Source organism: Streptomyces sp. E11-3 (assembly GCF_046540415.1).
Taxonomy (GTDB): domain Bacteria; phylum Actinomycetota; class Actinomycetes; order Streptomycetales; family Streptomycetaceae; genus Streptomyces.
The window spans coordinates 1055820-1073699 of record NZ_JAZGRL010000001.1; the positions used below are offsets into that span (position 1 = coordinate 1055820).

Below are 17880 nucleotides of genomic sequence, written 5' to 3' on the forward strand. Positions count from 1 at the left end.
ACCGGGGACGGCGGAGGCGTCGGGGCCGGGGGCGGAGGCGGCGGCGCGGGCTTTGGCGGAGGCGGAGGCGGTGACGGCGTGGGCTTCGGTGGTGGGGGCGTCGGCGTCGGGCTGCAGGCCTGCCGTACCGCCTCGCCCACTCCCTTTTCGCGCGCGGTGCGCGCCAGTCCGTCGAAGTCCAGGTCGGTGCCGCTGTACCCGCAGGCCTCACCGGCCGGGCGGGCCTGCGCCTCGGCGGCGAGCGCCGGGGCCCAGCAGACCGCCGCGAGGGCCGTGGCGCCGAGCGCCGCCCCGATGCGCCCGTACCGCCGCCCGGTGCCACGCCCTGCGCGGCGGCGGCCGTTCACCACGCCGGGGCGGGTAGGGCGATACGGGGCGCGGTCTCGGGCAGCGGACTGTGCGAGAGGTCCTCGGGGCCGTAACGGACGCATTTGTGGTGCCAGTTGAGGATCCCGGCCAGCCAGTTCTCGAGTTCGTGGACGTATCCGCTGAGGCCCTTGCGGGCCTCGTCCGACAGGTTCAGGTCCACGCACAGCTGGGGCAGTTCGTTCTCCGCCAGATGCTGGAACTGGCGCAGCCGCCCCTTCATCAGGTCGTGGACCATCCGCAGTGCGGCCGGGTAGTCGCAGTCGAAGAAGTGCTGGGTGACCAGGATGCCGTTGTGCAGCTCACCCTCGTACTCGAGTTCCTTCTGGTACGAGAAGACGTCGTTGAGCAGGGCCGCGTAGTCCATGGCCGCGTTCTCCAGCGCCTGTACCGGGCCGCTGCGGTAGACCTCTTCGGGGACCGTGTCGCCGAGCCCGATGTGGCACAGGCTGATGGTGAGTCCGGAGCCGAAGGTGAGCCGCCGCATCTCGATGTAGTCGACCGGGTCGGGGACGCGGTTCTGCGCCTGGTTGGACAGCTCCCACAGCCAGCTGTCCGTCATCTCCTCGACGGCGCCGCGGAAGGCCTGCCGGGCCTGGGCAGTCATCGGGCCCGCCGTGCGGACCCACAGGTCGGCCAGGCCCCGCTCCAGGGCGTTCACCGGGGTCGGTGTTTCGGCCAGGTCGAGCGGCATGAACAGCGAGAAGCGGTCGTTGCACGCCTTCGCGCCCACCAAGTCGCGGGTGCGGCCGAAGACCGCCGGGAAGTAGTCGTCCCCGTAGGTGCCCCAGGTGAGCCAGTACGACGCCAGGTCGAGAGCTTCGGGGGTCGCGTCCGGGTGCAGGCCGGCGGCGCACAGCGGCAGGTCGATATCGGCGAGTCTGCGTTCGTCCCAGACGTACGAGCCGGGGACGCCGGGCTGCGGCTGGAGCACTCCCATCTGGTGTGCCCACTCGATCGTATGGCGCCGTGACGCCTCCAGGTGGGGGCTGAGGGTGAGCGGGAACGGCAGGGACATGTCGGGGAGTACGGACGGGCCCACGCGCTGGAACGGGACATAGGTGTACGCGCGCGAGCGCTCGGCGGCGCCGGTGGCGGCGATCAGGTCCTTGAGGCCCATGACGCGGGTTCCGATGCCCATGGGTCCCGGCAGCGACGACGCGGAGGACACACAGCCCTCGTTCATGTAACGGCTGGAGCGCATGTGCCATTCATGGCCGCCCGACTGCCAGTCCTGGAGGCCCTTCGTATACGCGAGTACGGCCGCGCACTCCTCGGGGGACAGCGCCTTCTCGGCGAAGAGCGGGGCGAGTTCGGTCAGTGCCGTGTGCTCGAACTGCTGCATCCGGGAGGTGATGAGGTCGTTGACCCTGTCGGCGGCCTGCTGCGTGGTGCAGCCGAGAAACGTCTCCAGGACGAGCACGCCGTTGCTGAGTTCGCCCTCGTCCTCGATCTCCCGCTGGTAGGAGAACAGGTCGTTGCGCAGGTGGACCGCGTCGGCGAAGGTCTCCATCAGGACGCGCAGCGGCCTGGAGTCCGCCACCGGTGCCGGTACTTCGGCGGCGGCGGCGAACTCGACGATCCCGGCCGACCAGGGGGCGCCGCCGACCTTGCGGCGCATCTCGATGTACTCGACGGGGTTGGCGATACGGCCGCTGTTGATATTGGACAGTTCCCACAGGGATTCGTTGAGCAGGTTCACTGTGCTCTCGACGAAACGGGTGCACCAGTCCGGGGACATCGCCGGTACGGTGCGCGCCCACAGGTCCGCCAGGCCTTTCTCCACGGGGTGGGTGGGCTCCGGGGTGGGCTGTGCGGGGTCGGTCGGCATGAAGTCGGCGAGCCGGTCCAGATACTTCTTGCCGCCGTCCAGGTCTCCGGTCCTCTTGAACAGGTGGAGAAAGGCGTCGTCGAAGAAGAACACCCACACGTACCACTCGGTCACCAGGGTGAGCACGTCCGGGGAACAGTCCGGATGCGTGTACGCGCACAGCAGGGCGTAGTCGTGGGAGCGGAGGTCGTGGGTGTCCCAGACCTCGGAACCCTCCAGCATGCCCATCTCACGCGCCCACTGCTCGGAGCGCTCACGCGCGTACTCGACGTGGGGGCTCAGCCGGGCGGGATACGTCATATAGAAGCTGGGCAGCGCGAATGACTGCGGCATCGGTCACTCCTCGTGCGATATGAGAGGGGAGGGGCGGCCGGGGCCCTCTTTTCCGAGGTGACCCCGGCCGTCCGTACGCAGGTCTGGGGCCCGTGGCCCTACGCGGGCCCCAGCACTTGTGGCCGTACGCAGGCCTGGGTCCTGTCCGGCGGGTCGTGCCGGACAGGGCCCAGGCCGTGCCTCAGTACGTACGTCGGGTCACGAACTCCACGAGCGCCAGGAGTCCGCCCGCGGCCTCCGCGTCGGGCACCGCGTGCGAGAGGCGGTCTATCGCCCCGGCCATCCGGTCGGCCGCGTGCTGCGCCGCCCAGTCACGGCCGCCCGCCCGGTCGATGGCGACCGTGGCCCGCTCCAGATCGCCCTGGGTGAGCGGGCCCGCGTACAGCTCGGCGAGCTCCGCGCCCTCGGGGGTACCCGAGGTGAGGGCGGCCACCACGGGCAGGGACTTCTTGCGTGCCGCGAGATCGGCGCCTGCCGGTTTCCCGGTGTGCTCCGGGTTCCCCCAGATCCCGATGATGTCGTCGATCAGCTGGAAGGCGAGTCCGGCCTCGCGGCCGAAGCCGTCCATCGCCGCCACCTCGCTGTGCCCCGCGCCCGCGTACTGCGCCCCGATCGCACAGGCACAGCCGAGCAGCGCCCCTGTCTTGGCCCCGGCCATGGCCAGACACTCGTCCAGGACCACCTCCCGGCAGTCGCGGCGCTCCAGCGCGCCGTCCACCTGCTGGCCCTCGCAGACCTCCACCACACAGGCGGCGAGCCGCGCGGCGGCGGGACTGGCCGCCGGGTGTGAGTCGTCCAGGAGCAGCCGCACGGCCAGCGCCTGGAGCGCGTCCCCGGCCAGGAGCGCGTCCGCCTCGCCGAAGACCGTCCAGGCGGTGGGGCGGTGTCTGCGGGTGCGGTCCCGGTCGATGATGTCGTCGTGCAGCAGCGTGAAGTTGTGGACCAGCTCCACCGCCGCGGCCGCCCGCACGGCCCTGGCCGGTGCGCCGCCCAGCGCCGCGGTGGTGGCCAACACCATCGCGGGGCGTACCGCCTTGCCGGCAGGGCCGGCCGCGGGTAAGCCGTCGGCGTCCTCCCAGCCGAAGTGGTATCGCGCGATCCGACGCATCGCGCCGGGCAACGAGTCGACTGCCGCCCGGAGTTCGGGGTCGACGATGTGCCGGGTCTCCTCCAGCAGCGCGGACGCCTCGCGCCCCGGCGCCGCCTCGGTGCGCTGACTCATCGCCACCGGCTCACCTGGACGTTCTCCAGGACGCCGAGGGCGTCGGGCACCAGGATCGCGGCCGAGTAGTAGGCCGTCACCAGGTAGGACGCGATGGCCTGTTCGCTGATGCCCATGAAGCGCGCGGACAGGCTGGGCTCGATCTCCTCGGGGATTCCGGCCTGGTGCAGCCCGATGACGCCCTGCTCCTTCTCGCCCGTACGCATACAGATGATGGAGGTCGTCCGCGCGTCGCTGACCGGGATCTTGTTGCACGGGAAGATCGGGACGCCGCGCCAGGTGGGGATGCGGTTGCCGTCCACGTCGATCGACTCCGGGACGAGTCCGCGCTTGTTGCACTCGCGGCCGAACGCGGCGATCGCCTTCGGGTGCGCGAGGAAGAGCTTCGAACCCCGCCTGCGGCTGAGCAGTTCGTCCATGTCGTCCGGGCTGGGCGCTCCGTCGTGCGGCTGTAGGCGCTGCCCGTAGTCGCAGTTGCTGAGCAGCCCGAACTCGCGGTTGTTGACCAGTTCGTGCTCCTGGCGCTCCTTGAGTGCCTCGACGGTGAGCCGCAGCTGCTGCTCCGTCTGGTTCATGGGCTGGTTGTAGAGGTCCGCGACCCTGGTGTGGATGCGCAGGACGGTCTGCGCGACGCTCAGTTCGTACTCGCGCGGGGACGCTTCGTAGTCCACGTACGTGCCCGGGATCTCGGGCTCGCCGACATGGCCGGCCGAGAGGTCGATCTCCTTCTCGCCGTGCTGGTTGGTGCGCTGGCCCGGCACCGTGGGCCGGTCCAGTTGGCCGCGCAGCGAATCGGAGCGCTCCGCGACCTGCTGCACCGCGTCGCGGGGCAGCAGCAGGACGGTGCAGGTGGTCTCGGCGCGTACCGTCTGCTCCCAGATGGCGTCCGGGTCGGTCAGGCACGCCTCGCCGAAGTACGCGCCGTCGGCGAGGATGTCGGTCACCGCCTCGTCGTCGTACGCGCCGTCGGTGATCTGCTCGGCCCTGCCGTGCGCCAGCAGGAAGACCTGGTCGTTACGGCTGCCGAAGGAGGCCAGGATCTCGCCCGGTGCGAACTCCCGCTGGACACAGCGGGCGGCGAGCTCGCCCAGCACCTCCTGGTCCTCGTAGCCGCGCAGCACCGGGATCTCGGCGAGCTCGGCCGGGATGACGCGCACCTCGGAGCCGGTTTTCACAAAGGTCACCCGGCCGTCTCCGACGGTGTAGCTCAGTCGCCGGTTCACCCGGTATGTGCCTCCCTGTACCTGGGTCCAGGGCAGCATCCGCAGCAGCCAGCGTGAGCTGATCTCCTGCATCTGGGGGGCGGACTTGGCGGTGGTGGCCAGATTTCGCGCGGCGGCTGTGCCGAGGCTCTTCTGCTCGACCTGCTCGGTGCGCGTCTCTTCGCCTACGGACATACGTGTCCCCTCGATCCTGTGGTGACCTGTGGTGACCTGCGCTGTTATGCGCGGACCCAGCCTTCCAACACCGGGGACCAGAGCGGTAGTACACGAAGGAGCGGGAATGGATCACTGCGGATACGGGCAGGAGGAGGGCTTCACGGCGACTCCTGCTCCGGACCGTCACAGCTGCCGCTCGCCGTTCATCTCGCCTTCACGGGCCCTCCTCATCGACCCTTCGTCGCCCCCCTCGACGACACGGTGATGGTGCGGTCAAGGTCGTCACGCGGAAGAACGTCGCAGACTTCTCCTGAGGCCTGAGGCCTGAGGTACAGGACCTCAGGCCCAAGGCCTGCGACCTCAGACCTGACCACCACAACCCGAAGGACTCCCCGTGCGCGACGACCTCAACGACCCGTACGATCTGCTGGTCGTCGGCTCGGCCAACGCCGACCTGGTGATCGGTGTCGAGCGCCGCCCCGCAGCCGGCGAGACCGTGCTCGGCTCCGACCTGAGCGTCCACCCGGGCGGCAAGGGAGCCAACCAGGCGGTCGCCGCGGCCCGCCTGGGGGCCAGGACCGCCCTGCTGGCCCGGGTCGGCGACGACGCCCACGGCCGGTTGCTGACCGAGGCGCAGCGTGCGGCCGGGGTCGACACGGTCGGGGTGCTGGTCGGCGGGGCGCCCACCGGGGTCGCCCTGATCACCGTGGACCCCTCGGGTGACAACAGCATCGTGGTCTCGCCCGGCGCCAACGCCAGGCTGACCCCCGAGGACGTCCGGGCCGCCGAGAGCCTGTTCGGCCTCGCCCGCGTCGTCTCGGTGCAGTTGGAGATCCCGCTGGACACCGTCGCCGAGGTGGCACGCGCGCTGCCCGCCGACGCCCGGCTGGTCCTGAACCCCTCGCCCCCGGCGCCACTGCCCGCCGAAGTGCTCGCCGCCTGCGATCCGTTGGTGGTGAACGAACACGAGGCCCGGTTCATCCTGGGCGGTACGGCGGGCCCGGCGCCCGAGGACTGGGCACGGTCACTCCTCGCCCTCGGGCCGCGCTCGGTGGTGGTCACCCTGGGCGCGGCGGGCGCACTGGTCGCCGACTCCGGTACGGACACCGTCGTACGGGTGCCGAGCCCGCGGGCCGACGCCGTGGACACGACCGGCGCGGGCGACGCCTTCACCGCCGCCCTGGCCTGGCGCCTCGGCCGGGGCGACGACCTTCCGGTGGCCGCCGCCTTCGCGGTCCGGGTGGGCGCGGCCGCCGTCACCAGGAAGGGCGCCCAGGAGTCCTTCCCCACAGCGGCCGAGCTAGGGCCTGTCTGACAATTCCCGTCGTCGCCCGGAGGGCGGCCTCGCGCCCGCTGCGCCAGCAGCTGACGTCACCGAGGTGCGTGCTCTCGGCGTGCCGGGTGTAGACCCTCGTACTGGACGTACTTGGGTCTGCGCCCGGTGCGGCGAAGGGGGTCCCTCCCTGCTCGAGCGCAGCCGAGAGCTTGGGGGCGCGTGCATGGCGTCGCGAGGCAGACGGGAATTGTCAGACGGGCCCTAGGGCGGGCCGCACCGCCCCTCAGTGCCGGATCAGCCAGCCCAGCCGATCCAGAGCGGCAGCGTGATACGCCACCAGCACCCCGGTGAGCACCAGGGCGAGAACCACCCTCCCGGTCGTGTACAGGGCCGCCGCGCCCCCGAAGAACACGGCCAGTTCGAGCAGCAGCCGCAGCGCACCGGCCGTCGCGACCACGGTGCCGCCTGACCGCGACTCATCACCGGGCGTCGCGAACACCCCCCACGCCACGGCAACGAGTACCGGCACGCCGACCACGGCGACGTATCGCAGGCCTCCGGAACTCACCCACCAGGCCCAGTACCCGAAACAGGCCAGCGCCGTCAGCTCCAGCAGAAACCGCAGCCCCAGCATGGCCGGGTGATACCCGAGCCTCATCGCGCCCCCCAGTTGGCCTCGGCGAGACCGCGGAGACACGATACGTGTCTCCGGAGGACTCGGAGGAGTTCCCCGAAAGCCCTTGACCTCAAGCTTGGTTGAGGTTGGAGGCTCCCAGGTATGCGCCGCTCGCCGCTCGGGCGGCGCGCTACCTATCGAGTTGGAGTGACTGCCATGTCGAACCTTTCCGTTCAGTCCCCCGCCCCCGCTGCCTCCGCCGACGTTTCTCCGGCCCGCCGCCCCGGCCTCACCTGGTGGAAGGCGCTCGGCGCCGGAGCGGTCGGCGCGGTCGTCGTCAATCTGGTCGTCTTCGCCGTCGCCAAGCTGGCCGGTGCCTCGCTCACGGTGATCGACGGCGGCGAGGAGCACGCGGTCACCGCCGGGGGCGTCATCGGCGCCTCGCTCGTCCCGCTGCTCGCCGGTGCGGGCCTCGCCCTCCTGCTGGCCCTGTGGAAGCCGGTCTTCCTGCGGATCGCGCAGTACGCGGGCGCCGGTCTGGCGCTGCTCTCGGTAGCGGGTCCGGTGTCGTCCGACGCCGACGGCGGAACCGTCGTCGCCCTGTCTCTGATGCACCTCACCCTCGGCGTGGCGGTCGTCGTCACTCTGGAGCTCTACCGCCGCGGCAAGGGCGCTGCCGACTGAGTATCGGCTGATCTCCCCGGATCCGTATGATCTTGCTCTGCGTTGAGTGAACCGAGCTGGCTCCCGGGGGGAGCACCAGAGGAGAAGGAGCAGCAATGTCATACGCCGACGCTGAAGCGGAGTTCGAGCGCGCGTGGGCCGACCCGCGTTACACCCGGGCCGAGTTGATACCGGTTGATGTGAACAAGGTACTCGCCGAGCGCTACACCACCGGTGAACCGCTGCGCCTCACGCGGGCGATGCTGTGGGATATGGAGGTACGCAAGGCGGGCAGCCCCGGCGCGTTCATCCCGTACGTCGTCAAGGAGGGCAGCGACTCGGCCTGGGCTCCGGGGCGCACCGACGGCGTACTGGGGGACGCGTTCGTACGGCAGTCGCTGCAGCGGCTGTGGGTCGACCCTGAGGAGTACGGCCTGGTACTCGAAGAGGTGTGGCTGAACCACGAGCGGGAGGTGGTGACGTTCCTGGGCCGGGCGGAGATGGCGGACGCAGAGGGGAAGCCGCTGACCGCGGACCCGCGGCAGCCGCTGTTCCATGTGCAGCACGGAGTTGACGGCACGGACGAGCACGCGCTGAACACCTGGCGCATCGTGCTGCTGACGGACGCGCCCGACGCGCGTTTCGAGGAGCCCTTCGCCGCGCTGGACCGCGACCCGTACCTGCCCGGCTTCGTGGAGCACTACATCCGCGATGTGCTCGGCGTGCGGCTCGACCGCATCGGGTAAACCCTGGGCACACGCCCAGGGGCCGGTTTTCCGCTCATGTTCTCGTACGCCCTCTGATGCGGGCCGACTTCCCCTGCCAGTCTGAGGCACTCCCGTGCGCAAGGAGCGCACGGTCCGTGTGTGCCTCAAGGAGAAGCAGTGCTCACAGCAGGTACAAGTACCGGAAGAGGAACGGGAAGACGCGGAACGGGAAGCCCCAGAACGGGAATACGAGCAACGGGCATACGAGCAACGGGCATTCGTTACCGGAGGCTGGGTGTCCGGGCGGCCGCCGTCCTGGCGGCCGCCTCGCTCGCGGTCACCGCCTTATCCGCGGTCGGCTCCGCGCAGGACCGCGTCGCCGCCCCGGCGTCGGCCGGGGACGGCATCGATCTGGTCTCCACCTCCCGGCCCGTCGCGCCGGGCATGGAACTCACCTCGTTCGAACGCCTGGAGACCGACAAGTGGCTCAAGGCGGACGCCCTGAGCGTGGATCTCGGCGGCAGTGTCCGGGTGGACTACCTCGGCGGCAGGGTCTCCGACCGCAAGACCGTCTCCGCGCTGGCCGCCGACCACGATCCGGGCAAGGGTCGCAGGACGGTCGCCGCGATCAACGCCGACTTCTTCGACATCAACGAGACCGGCGCACCGCTCGGCCCAGGCATCCGCGACGGCGCGCCCACGCACGGCTCGGCGGCCGGCCCCACCGAGGCCGTCGGGTTCGGCCCCGACCAGGCGGGCCGGGTCCTCGACCTGTACTTCGATGGCACTCTCACCCTCCCCGACGGTCCAGAGCCGCTCGGCGGCCACAACGCCGCCGATGTGCCGGACAACGGCATAGCCGCCTACAACGCGCAGTGGGGCGAGGCCGATCGGGCCCTGACCGTGGACGGCGCGGCCGAGGTCACCGAGGTGCTGGTCCGGGGCGGCAGGGTGGAGTCGGTATCCGACGCTCCCGGCGACGGCGCGATACCCGAGGGCGCCACCGTGCTGCTCGGCCGCGATGTCGGCGCCAAGACCCTGGCCCGGTTGGAGCCGGGCGACGCGGTGGAGTGGGAGTTCGACGTCGTCACCGACGACAGCTCGGCCACGCCCCGTACCGCTGTCGGGGGCTGGGGCGTCCTCGTCGAGGACGGCGAGCCGCAGGACTGGGAGGGCAGGCCCAACAACACCGCGGCCCCGCGCACCGCCGTCGGCTTCTCCAAGGACGGCGGCACCCTGCACGTGCTGACCGTCGACGGCCGCCAGCCCGACGCGGGCGGTGTCACCCTCACCCAACTCGGCGGGATGATGGAGCAGTTGGGTGCGTACGACGCGCTCAACCTGGACGGCGGCGGCTCCTCCACGCTGCTCGCCCGCGCCCCCGGCTCCGACGACCTGCTGCTGGAGAACTCACCGTCCGACGGCCGGCAGCGCGAGGTGCCCAACGGGCTCGCCTTCACGGCCCCCGACGGCAGCGGCGCACTCAAGGACTTCCAGGTGGCGACCGCCGCCGACCCCCGCCTGTCCCCCACCGTCGACAACATGCCCGGCGGCCACCCCGAACGGGTCTTCCCCGGCCTGACCCGCAAGCTCACGGCCGCGGGGTACGACGAGTCGTACGGGCCCGCCGACGGCAGCCCGCGGTGGTCCTCGTCGCGCCCCGGAGTCGGCGGGGTACGCGGCGACGGTACGTTCACGGCCCGCCGCGGCGGCACCACCAAGGTGACCGCCCGCAGGGGCGCGGCGCGCGGCGCCATCGAACTGACCGTCGTCGACACCCTGGACCGAATTCGGCCAACGGCCGAGCGAGTCGGGCTCGCCGACCCGCAGGACACGGCCGCGTTCGGCTTCGTAGGACTGGACGCACACGGCACCAGCGCGCCCATCGACCCGGCCGACATCCAACTCGACTACGACACCTCGCTGTTCAAGGTGGTTCCGGACGCGGCATCCGGTGGCTTCACGGTCACCGCGCGCACCGGTGCCGCGTCCGCCGCGACCGTGCTCACCGCCACGGTCCGGGGAAAGAAGGCGCGGGTCGGTCTGACGGTCGGCCTTCGGGAGTCGGTGGTGGCCGGCTTCGACGACGCCGACGCCTGGAGGTTCTCCGCGGCCCGCGCCTCGGGATCGCTGGCCGCGGACCCGGACGGCCGCACGGGCACCGGCCTGAAGCTCAGCTTCGACTTCACCCAGAGCACCGCGACCCGCGCCGCGTACGCAACCCCGCCGACCGCCATCGCCGTGCCGGGCCAGCCGCAGAGCTTCGGCCTGTGGATCAAGGGCGACGGCAACGGCGCCTGGCCCTCGCTGCACCTGAAGGACGCCACCGGCGCCGACCTCGTCCTACGGGCGCCCTACATCACCTGGGAGGGCTGGCGGCAGGTCTCCTTCGATGTGCCACGCGGCGCCGCCCACCCGCTGCGCGTCCACCGCTTCTACATCGCGGAGACCAAAGCGGCCAGCCAGTACGCCAGCGAGATCGTCATCGACGACCTGACCGCGCTGAGCCCGCCGGAGGTCGATCTGCCCAAGGTGCCGGTCCACCAGGACCCGTTCGTCTCCTCGGGAGCGGAGGTCGCGGGCCGGGACTGGCAGTACGCGGTGCTGTCCGACGCGCAGTTCGTCGCCCGCGAGCCCGACAGCGACCTGGTGCGACTGACCCGGCGCACCCTGCGGGAGATCAAGGCGGCCCGCCCTGACTTCGTCCTGATCAACGGCGACCTGGTGGACGAGGGCTCACCGGAGGACCTCGCCTTCGCCCGCGAGATCCTCGAAGAGGAGCTGGGTGACGCACTGCCCTGGCACTACGTGCCCGGCAACCACGAGGTCATGGGCGGCTCCATCGACAACTTCGTCACCGAGTTCGGGCCCGCCCAGCAGACCTTCGACCACAAGGGCACCCGCTTCCTCACCCTGGACACCTCGTCGCTGACGCTGCGCGGCGGCGGCTTCCCGCAGATCGCCGAGCTGCGGCGGCAGTTGGACGCGGCCGCCGACGACCCGGCCATCGACGCGGTCACCGTCGTCCAGCACGTACCACCGCGCGACCAGACCGCGCAGAAGGCCAGCCAGCTCAGCGACCGCAAGGAGGCGCAGGTCCTGGAGGACTGGCTGGCCGACTTCCGCAGGCGCACCGGCAAGGGCGCGGCGTTCATCGGCGCCCACGTCGGCAGCTTCCACGCCGAGCACGTGAACGGCGTGCCGTACCTGGTGAACGGCAACGCCGGAAAGGCCTCCCACACGGCGCCGGACGAGGGCGGCTTCTCCGGCTGGACGCTGATCGGTGTCGACCGGGTGTCGGCGGAGGAGCGCAAAAAGGCCCGCGCCAAACCGCACTTGGGCCTGCCCGACTGGGTGTCGGCCCAGACCCGCGCCCATGTGGACGAGCTCTCCCTGGACGTTCCGGAGCCGCTCCGCGTCGGCCAGCGGGCCGACGTCACCGCGACCGTCACCCAGAACGGCCTTGAGGTGCCGGTCGGTTGGCCGCTCAGCGCCGACTGGACCGGATCCGACCGCCTGCACATCGGCCCGCCGCGCACGGCCGACCCCGGCGACATCGCGGCGTACGACCCCGCGACGGGAACCGTCACCGGCCTGCGGCCCGGCACAGCCACCCTCACCGTGAGGGTGAACGACGCCTCCCGGTCCGCGCGGCTCACCGTACGACGCTGAGCGAGGGGCCGGGCCCAGCCCGGCCCCGAGCGGGGCGCAGGTCAGCGGCGCTCCTGGTACTCGTTCGCGAGCAGCGCGTCCATGGTCCCGCGGAGGTGGCCGATGAAGTCCTCGAACTGCTGGAGTTGTTCGGGGGTGTACTGCGCCATCTCTGCGGCCATGCGCTCGGCGTAGGGGCCGAAGAATTCCTCGGCGCGCGGCTTGATCTGTGGGCTGCTGCGCAGCGTCACGATCCTGCGGTCGGTGTGCTCACGGGTGCGCACCACATGCCCGGCCAGCTCGAGGCGGTTCAACAGGGCGGTGGTCGCGCCGGACGACAGCGAGATGCGTTCACTCAGCCGAGCCGGCGACAAGGGGGACCCCTTGTCCTCGGCGTACAGGATCTCGGACAGGGCCGCGGCGTCAGTGGAATGCAGTCCCAGCCAGGACGCGAAGCGCCGGGTGAACTCGGTGTAGTTGGCGCCGAACGCCCGCAGCCCGTCCATGATGCGGTCGCGCCGCGCCTCGACGCTGCCCAACCCCGGCTCTTCCATCGACATGACGCCCACTCTCCGGTCCGCGCGGGTATGGCGCTCTGCCACCCGGTTTGACAATCTACCTCCACTCTGGATTATCTTCATGATAAAGATACATCAGAGTGGAGGCATCTTGAGTGGCGAAGCGGAATCCCCTTCCCTGCGTCAGTGGTTCGGCCTCATCGCCGTGTCCCTGGGCGTGGCCTTGATCGTGGTGGACATCACCATCGTCAATGTGATCCTCGCGCCGATCATCGAGGACTTATCGATCACCTCAGCCGAGGCCCAGTGGATCCAGGAGTCCTACGCGATCGCCTTCGCCGCACTGCTTCTGCTCGCCGGGCGCCTCAGTGACCTGCACGGCGCCCGGAAGATCTTCCTCATCGGTCTCGCCGCCTTCGGAGTGACGAGCCTGCTGGCCGCCCTCGCCCCGAACGGCGGCCTGTTGATCCTGGCGCGCGGCCTGCAGGGCATCGGCGCGGCCCTGATCCTGCCGACGTCGCTGGCTCTGGTGAACTCGGCCTTCTCCGGCAGGTTCCGGGCCCAGGCGTTCGCCGTCTGGGGTTCGACCATCGGCGCCGCCGCGGCCCTCGGCCCGCTGCTCGGGGGCTGGCTGGCGGACTTCTCCTGGCGCTGGGCCTTCGGTATCAACATCCCGCTCGTCGGCCTGATCGTGGCGGGCGTCCTGGTCTACCTGTCCCCGTCGCCCGGTTCCCGGGGACGGATCGACGGCCTCGGCAGCGTCCTGTCCGCGATCGGGCTCGGGCTGCTGGCGTTCGCACTGATCGAAGGCCGCACCTACGGCTGGCTGGTCACCACCGAGCCGCTGACCATCGGCGGGGTCGAGTGGAGCGGCGGCCCCTCTCCGGTGCTCGTCTCGTTCGTCGTGGCGGCCGGGGTCCTGTACGCGTTCTGGCGTCGGCAGGCAGCGCTCGGCCGCACGGGCGGCGAGCCGCTGATGGACGTACGGCTGTTCTCCATCCCCTCCTTCCGCAACGGCAACGTGGTGACGCTGGTCGTCGGCCTCGGCGAGTTCGGCATCATCGCAGTGCTGCCCCTGTGGCTGCAGTTCGCGCTGGGCTACAGCGCGTTCCAGGCGGGGCTCGCGCTGGTCGCCCTCGCCGTGGGCAGCTTCTTCGCGAGCGGAGCGAGCTTCTCGATGGCCGCGTCGCTCTCGGCGCTGGCGCTGGTACGGATCGGCCTGCTCCTTGAGGCCGCCGGTCTGGTGATGCTGGGAATGATCGCCACCACCGACAGCGCCTGGTGGCTGATCGCGATCGCACTCTTCGTCTACGGGATCGGCGTCGGGTTCGCCACGGCACAGGTCACCAATATCGTCCTGGTCGACGTTCCCGCCCAGCACGCCGGCCAGGGTTCGGGCCTCCAGAGCGCGGCACGCGAACTGGGTGCCGCGCTCGGCATCGCCGTACTCACCACGGTGTTCTTCAGCACCCTCACCACCAGCCTGCGCGATCGGCTCACCAGTAGCGGAGTACCGGACCAGGAAGCCGAACAGCTCAGCGGAGCCGTGACGAAGAGCGCCGGATCGGCGGTCGAGTCGCTCGCGGCCGACCCGCGGACCGTATCGGCCGCGGACGCCGCGCGCGAGGCGATGGCCGTCGGCATCGAGATCTCCAGCTACGTCTGCGCCGGGCTGCTGGTACTGGCGCTGGCGGCCACGCTCTTCGTCGCCCCCGGGAAGGGGCCGCACGAGCCTGCGCGGCGGGAGTCGGACTCACCGCCCCTTCGCGCCTCTTGAGCCGCCCCGCCAGGACGAATTCGGATGCGGCAGGCGTACGGCTCTGCGAGAGTCGCGCGCTGTGGATACTACTGAGCTGGTCTTTCGACGTGCCGATGACGCCGACGCGGGCGAGATAGCCGAAGTGTGGCTGCGTTCCTTCACCGCCGCGCTGCCGACCGTGCGCCGCGCGCACACCGACGAGGAGGTGCGGGACTGGTTCTCGTATGTGGTCGTGCCGCGGTACGAGACCTGGGTGGCCGTCGCCGACGGCTCCGTGGTGGGGCTCCTGGTGCTCGACGACGGGGAGCTTGAGCAGCTCTACCTCGAACCCTCCTGGCGCGGCCGGGGCGTGGGCGACCGGCTCGTGGAGCTGGCCAAGCAGCGGCGGCCCGACGGCCTGGGGCTGTGGACGTTCCAGGTCAACGAACCGGCGGGGCGGTTCTACGAGCGGCACGGGTTCGTCGCGGTGGAGCGTACCGACGGGCTGCGCAACGAGGAGCGCGAGCCGGACGTCCGCTACATGTGGGAACCCTTGGGCGAGTGAGCGACATGTGACATAGTACTGATGTGACCAAGCGACTGAGCTGCGACGCCGTGGTCGTCGGGGCGGGAATGGTGGGCGCCGCCTGCGCGCTGTACGCGGCGCGGGCGGGGCTTGACGTCGCCCTCGTGGACCGCGGCCCGGTGGCCGGCGGTACGACCGGTGCGGGTGAGGGCAATCTGCTGGTCTCCGACAAGGGGCGAGGCCCCGAGCTGGAACTCGCCCTGTTGTCTGGGCGGTTGTGGGCCGAGCTCGCGGCCGAGCCTGGTCTGGGCGCTGCGGTCGAGTACGAGGCCAAGGGCGGGGTGGTGGTCGCCGCCACGCCCGAGGGACTCGCGGCGCTGGAGAGCTTCGCCGTGGGGCAGCGGGCCGCCGGGGTGACGGCGATGCCGGTCGCCGGTGGTCAACTGGCCGACCTGGAGCCGCATATCGCCCCCGGGCTCGCGGGTGGCGTGCACTACCCCCAGGACGCCCAGGTGATGCCGTCGCTGGCCGCGGCGCATCTCGTACGGCTGGCCCGGGCCGCGGGCGCCTCGCTGCACACCGGCACGGCCGTCACCGAGGTGCTACGTACCGCTGGCGGTGCCGTGCGCGGCGTACGGACCGACCGCGGCGACATCCACTCCCCCGTCGTCGTCAACGCGGCCGGGACCTGGGGCAGCGAACTGGCCGCACTGGCCGGGGTCAACCTTCCCGTACTCCCCCGGCGCGGCTTCGTCCTGGTCACCGAGCCGCTGCCGCGGATGGTCCACCACAAGGTGTACGCGGCGGACTATGTCGCCGACGTGGCCAGTGACTCGGCGGCCCTGCAGACCTCGCCGGTCGTCGAGGGCACCGCTGCGGGGCCGGTACTGATCGGCGCGAGTCGCGAACGGGTCGGCTTCGACCGGTCGTTCTCGCTGCCGGTCGTGCGCGCGCTGGCGGCGGGCGCGACCCGGCTGTTCCCCTTCCTCGCGCAGGTGCGGGCGATGCGCTCGTACGTCGGGTTCCGCCCGTACCTGCCGGACCACCTGCCCGCGATCGGGCCCGACCCACGGGCGCCGGGACTCTTTCACGCCTGCGGGCACGAAGGCGCGGGCATCGGGCTCGCGACCGGCACCGGGCACCTGATCGCCCAGGTGCTGGCCGAGAAGACGCCGGACCTGGATCTCGCCCCGTTCCGCCCCGACCGGTTCCTCGCAAAGGACGCGCTGTGACTCCTCGCCCCTGGGCGGCTCGTACGCCACTGCAGCTGACTGATGCCCATCCGGGCGCGGCCTTCACCATCACCTTCGACGGCCGTGAACTCGAGGCGCTACCAGGGCAGACGGTCGCCGCCACGCTGTGGTCGGCGGACGTCATGTCCTGGCGTACGACCCGGGGCAGCGGGGAGCCGCGCGGGGTCTTCTGCGGCATCGGGGTCTGCTTCGACTGCCTGGTGACCGTCAACGACCGTCCAGGCCAACGGGCTTGCCTGGTTCCGGCGCGCCCCGGCGATGTGATCCGCACCCAAGAAGGGACCGGGCACGATGAGTGAACGGCACCTCGCCGTGATCGGCGCGGGCCCCGCGGGCCTGGCGGCGGCGCTCGCCGCGGCGGCGCGCGGGGTCCGGGTGACCCTGATCGACTCCGCGCCACAGGCGGGCGGCCAGTTCTACCGCCAGCCCGCGCAGGCACTCGGGGCGCGCCGCCCGCAGGCCCTTCACCATCAGTGGCGCACGTGGGAGCGGCTGCGCGACGGTCTGGCCGCGCAGATCGCGGCGGGGCGCATCGCCCATCTGACGGACCATCATGTCTGGTACGTGGAGCGTCACGTCACTGCGACGGACTCCGGCTCGGCGCACCCCGAGGAGCACCCCGCGCCCACCGCGCCCACGGCACCCGGCTTCACTGTGCACGCCCTCACCGGCCCCGAGCAGCGCGCCCCCGCGGCGGTCCCGGCCGACGTCGTGCTGCTTGCGACCGGCGGGTACGAGAAGGTGCTGCCGTTCCCCGGCTGGACACTGCCCGGGGTCGTCACCGCGGGCGGGGCGCAGGCCATGCTCAAGGGCGGGCTCGTGCTGCCCGGGCGTACCGCCGTGGTGGCCGGGACGGGGCCGCTGCTGATGCCGGTCGCGGCCGGGCTCGCCGCGGCGGGCGCGCAGGTCGCCGCGCTCGTCGACTCGGCGGACCCGAAGGCCTTCGTGCGGCACACCGCGACGCTCGCCGCGCACCCGGCCAAGCTCGCCGAAGGCGCCCAGTACGCGGTCACGTTGCTGCGCCACGGCGTACGAACCTCCGTACACCACACGGTGACCCAGGCACACGGCACCGAGCGCCTGGAGGCCGTCACGGTCGCCGCGCTCGACTCGGACGGCCGGGTACGGCCCGGCACCGAGCGGCGGATCGCCTGCGACACCCTCGCCGTCGGCCACGGCATGCTGCCGCACACGGACCTCGCCGAGGCGCTCGGCTGCCGTACCGACGCGATGAAGATCGCCGTCGACGACGAGCAGCGCACCAGCATGCCCGGCGTGTGGGCGGCCGGTGAGGCCACCGGCATCGGCGGCGCGACGCTCGCCCTCACCGAAGGCCGTATCGCCGGGCTCTCGATCGCGGCCTCCTGCCACGGCACCGCGCCGGACGCTGGTTCCCTGACAGCCCCGGCCAAGGCCCGGGCGGCGCTGCGCAGCTTCTTCGCGGCCATCGACTCCGTCTACGTACCCCCGCGACACTGGAGCGAGCAGGTCACCGACGACACGGTCGTATGCCGCTGCGAGGAGGTGCGGGCCGGGGCGATCCGCGCGGCCGTCGAGGAGCTCGGCGCGGGCGACGTACGGACCGTGAAGCTGCAGACGCGGGCCGGGATGGGCTGGTGCCAGGGCAGGGTGTGCGAGCCCGCGGTGGCCAAGCTCGCCGGGTGCGAACTCCGCCCGGCGCGGCGGCAGTTCGCCCGGCCCGTACCGCTCGGGGTACTCGCGGAGGACACAGCGCCGGAGCCAACCGACTGACTCACGGACTCACGGACTCACGGAGTCACGGACGGTACGTACAAGAGAG

Annotated in this window: 16 protein-coding genes; 9 read left to right on the top strand and 7 right to left on the bottom strand. The window is 71.5% G+C overall.

Translation table 11 applies throughout. The features are described 5' to 3' along the window. From U9R90_RS04700 to U9R90_RS04715, 4 genes are all read right to left on the bottom strand, one after another. The coding region (locus tag U9R90_RS04700) for a hypothetical protein (protein ID WP_411055087.1) at positions 1-350 on the bottom strand (350 nt) is incomplete at its 3' end. After that, positions 344-2530 (bottom strand): terpene synthase family protein, encoded by a 2187-nt coding sequence (locus tag U9R90_RS04705; protein WP_411055088.1) that lies wholly within the window; start codon positions 2528-2530, stop codon positions 344-346. The genes U9R90_RS04700 and U9R90_RS04705, both read right to left, overlap by 7 nt. Positions 2531-2711: 181 nt before the next feature. Further along, positions 2712-3752 (bottom strand): family 2 encapsulin nanocompartment cargo protein polyprenyl transferase, encoded by a 1041-nt coding sequence (locus tag U9R90_RS04710; RefSeq protein ID WP_411055089.1) that lies wholly within the window; start codon positions 3750-3752, stop codon positions 2712-2714. Beyond that, complete coding sequence (locus U9R90_RS04715) at positions 3749-5149, bottom strand: family 2B encapsulin nanocompartment shell protein (RefSeq protein WP_411055090.1); 1401 nt, start codon at positions 5147-5149, stop codon at positions 3749-3751. Before U9R90_RS04715 ends, U9R90_RS04710 begins: the two co-directional genes overlap by 4 nt. Positions 5150-5525: 376 nt before the next feature. Between U9R90_RS04715 and U9R90_RS04720 the strand changes: the two genes are divergently transcribed. Then, on the top strand, positions 5526-6446 hold the full coding sequence (locus tag U9R90_RS04720) for a ribokinase (RefSeq protein WP_411055091.1): 921 nt from the start codon (positions 5526-5528) through the stop codon (positions 6444-6446). A 244-nt stretch (positions 6447-6690) separates the two neighbouring features. On the opposite strand, the gene U9R90_RS04725 is transcribed toward U9R90_RS04720, so the two are convergent. After that, entirely contained in the window at positions 6691-7065 is a 375-nt protein-coding gene (locus U9R90_RS04725) for a YrdB family protein (protein WP_411055092.1), read from the bottom strand. 174 nt (positions 7066-7239) lie between these two features. Between U9R90_RS04725 and U9R90_RS04730 the strand changes: the two genes are divergently transcribed. Together U9R90_RS04730 and U9R90_RS04735 are read left to right on the top strand one after the other, a co-directional pair. Continuing rightward, entirely contained in the window at positions 7240-7707 is a 468-nt protein-coding gene (locus U9R90_RS04730) for a DUF6069 family protein (protein ID WP_411055093.1), read from the top strand. A 95-nt stretch (positions 7708-7802) separates the two neighbouring features. Beyond that, on the top strand, positions 7803-8432 hold the full coding sequence (locus tag U9R90_RS04735; RefSeq protein ID WP_411055094.1) for a hypothetical protein: 630 nt from the start codon (positions 7803-7805) through the stop codon (positions 8430-8432). Positions 8433-8674: 242 nt separating this feature from the next. On the opposite strand, the gene U9R90_RS04740 is transcribed toward U9R90_RS04735, so the two are convergent. Beyond that, positions 8675-8839 (bottom strand): hypothetical protein, encoded by a 165-nt coding sequence (locus U9R90_RS04740; protein ID WP_411055095.1) that lies wholly within the window; start codon positions 8837-8839, stop codon positions 8675-8677. Here U9R90_RS04740 and U9R90_RS04745 point away from each other — a divergent pair. After that, the gene (locus tag U9R90_RS04745) at positions 8838-12065 is read left to right on the top strand and encodes a phosphodiester glycosidase family protein (RefSeq protein WP_411055096.1); all 3228 of its coding nucleotides are present in this window, start codon (positions 8838-8840) and stop codon (positions 12063-12065) included. The genes U9R90_RS04740 and U9R90_RS04745 overlap by 2 nt on opposite strands. 41 nt (positions 12066-12106) lie before the next feature. Here U9R90_RS04745 and U9R90_RS04750 read toward each other — a convergent pair whose 3' ends face one another. Then, a complete protein-coding gene (locus U9R90_RS04750; protein ID WP_411057644.1) occupies positions 12107-12598 on the bottom strand; it encodes a MarR family winged helix-turn-helix transcriptional regulator in 492 nt (163 codons plus the stop codon). 115 nt (positions 12599-12713) lie between these two features. Between U9R90_RS04750 and U9R90_RS04755 the strand changes: the two genes are divergently transcribed. The 5 genes from U9R90_RS04755 (at position 12714) to U9R90_RS04775 (ending at position 17831) form a co-directional block, all read left to right on the top strand. Then, the gene (locus U9R90_RS04755) at positions 12714-14339 is read left to right on the top strand and encodes a DHA2 family efflux MFS transporter permease subunit (RefSeq protein ID WP_411055097.1); all 1626 of its coding nucleotides are present in this window, start codon (positions 12714-12716) and stop codon (positions 14337-14339) included. 61 nt (positions 14340-14400) lie between these two features. Further along, positions 14401-14865, top strand: a complete 465-nt coding sequence (locus U9R90_RS04760) for a GNAT family N-acetyltransferase (RefSeq protein WP_411055098.1) — start codon at positions 14401-14403, stop codon at positions 14863-14865. A 23-nt stretch (positions 14866-14888) separates the two neighbouring features. After that, complete coding sequence (locus U9R90_RS04765) at positions 14889-16058, top strand: NAD(P)/FAD-dependent oxidoreductase (protein ID WP_411055099.1); 1170 nt, start codon at positions 14889-14891, stop codon at positions 16056-16058. Further along, positions 16055-16378 carry a (2Fe-2S)-binding protein gene (locus tag U9R90_RS04770; protein ID WP_411055100.1) on the top strand — a complete coding sequence of 108 codons (324 nt, stop codon included), beginning with the start codon at positions 16055-16057 and terminating at the stop codon, positions 16376-16378. The genes U9R90_RS04765 and U9R90_RS04770 overlap by 4 nt, the downstream gene beginning before the upstream one ends. Beyond that, on the top strand, positions 16371-17831 hold the full coding sequence (locus U9R90_RS04775) for an FAD-dependent oxidoreductase (protein WP_411055101.1): 1461 nt from the start codon (positions 16371-16373) through the stop codon (positions 17829-17831). Before U9R90_RS04770 ends, U9R90_RS04775 begins: the two co-directional genes overlap by 8 nt. Positions 17832-17880 lie beyond the last annotated feature (49 nt).

Coding starts and splice junctions, on each gene's coding strand:
- U9R90_RS04705 (WP_411055088.1), bottom strand. CDS start 2,530: ATGCCGCAGTCATTCGCGCTGCCCAGCTTCTATATGACGTATCCCGCC.
- U9R90_RS04710 (WP_411055089.1), bottom strand. CDS start 3,752: ATGAGTCAGCGCACCGAGGCGGCGCCGGGGCGCGAGGCGTCCGCGCTG.
- U9R90_RS04715 (WP_411055090.1), bottom strand. CDS start 5,149: ATGTCCGTAGGCGAAGAGACGCGCACCGAGCAGGTCGAGCAGAAGAGC.
- U9R90_RS04725 (WP_411055092.1), bottom strand. CDS start 7,065: ATGAGGCTCGGGTATCACCCGGCCATGCTGGGGCTGCGGTTTCTGCTG.
- U9R90_RS04730 (WP_411055093.1), top strand. CDS start 7,240: ATGTCGAACCTTTCCGTTCAGTCCCCCGCCCCCGCTGCCTCCGCCGAC.
- U9R90_RS04735 (WP_411055094.1), top strand. CDS start 7,803: ATGTCATACGCCGACGCTGAAGCGGAGTTCGAGCGCGCGTGGGCCGAC.
- U9R90_RS04745 (WP_411055096.1), top strand. CDS start 8,838: ATGGAACTCACCTCGTTCGAACGCCTGGAGACCGACAAGTGGCTCAAG.
- U9R90_RS04740 (WP_411055095.1), bottom strand. CDS start 8,839: ATGCCCGGCGCGACGGGCCGGGAGGTGGAGACCAGATCGATGCCGTCC.
- U9R90_RS04750 (WP_411057644.1), bottom strand. CDS start 12,598: ATGGAAGAGCCGGGGTTGGGCAGCGTCGAGGCGCGGCGCGACCGCATC.
- U9R90_RS04775 (WP_411055101.1), top strand. CDS start 16,371: ATGAGTGAACGGCACCTCGCCGTGATCGGCGCGGGCCCCGCGGGCCTG.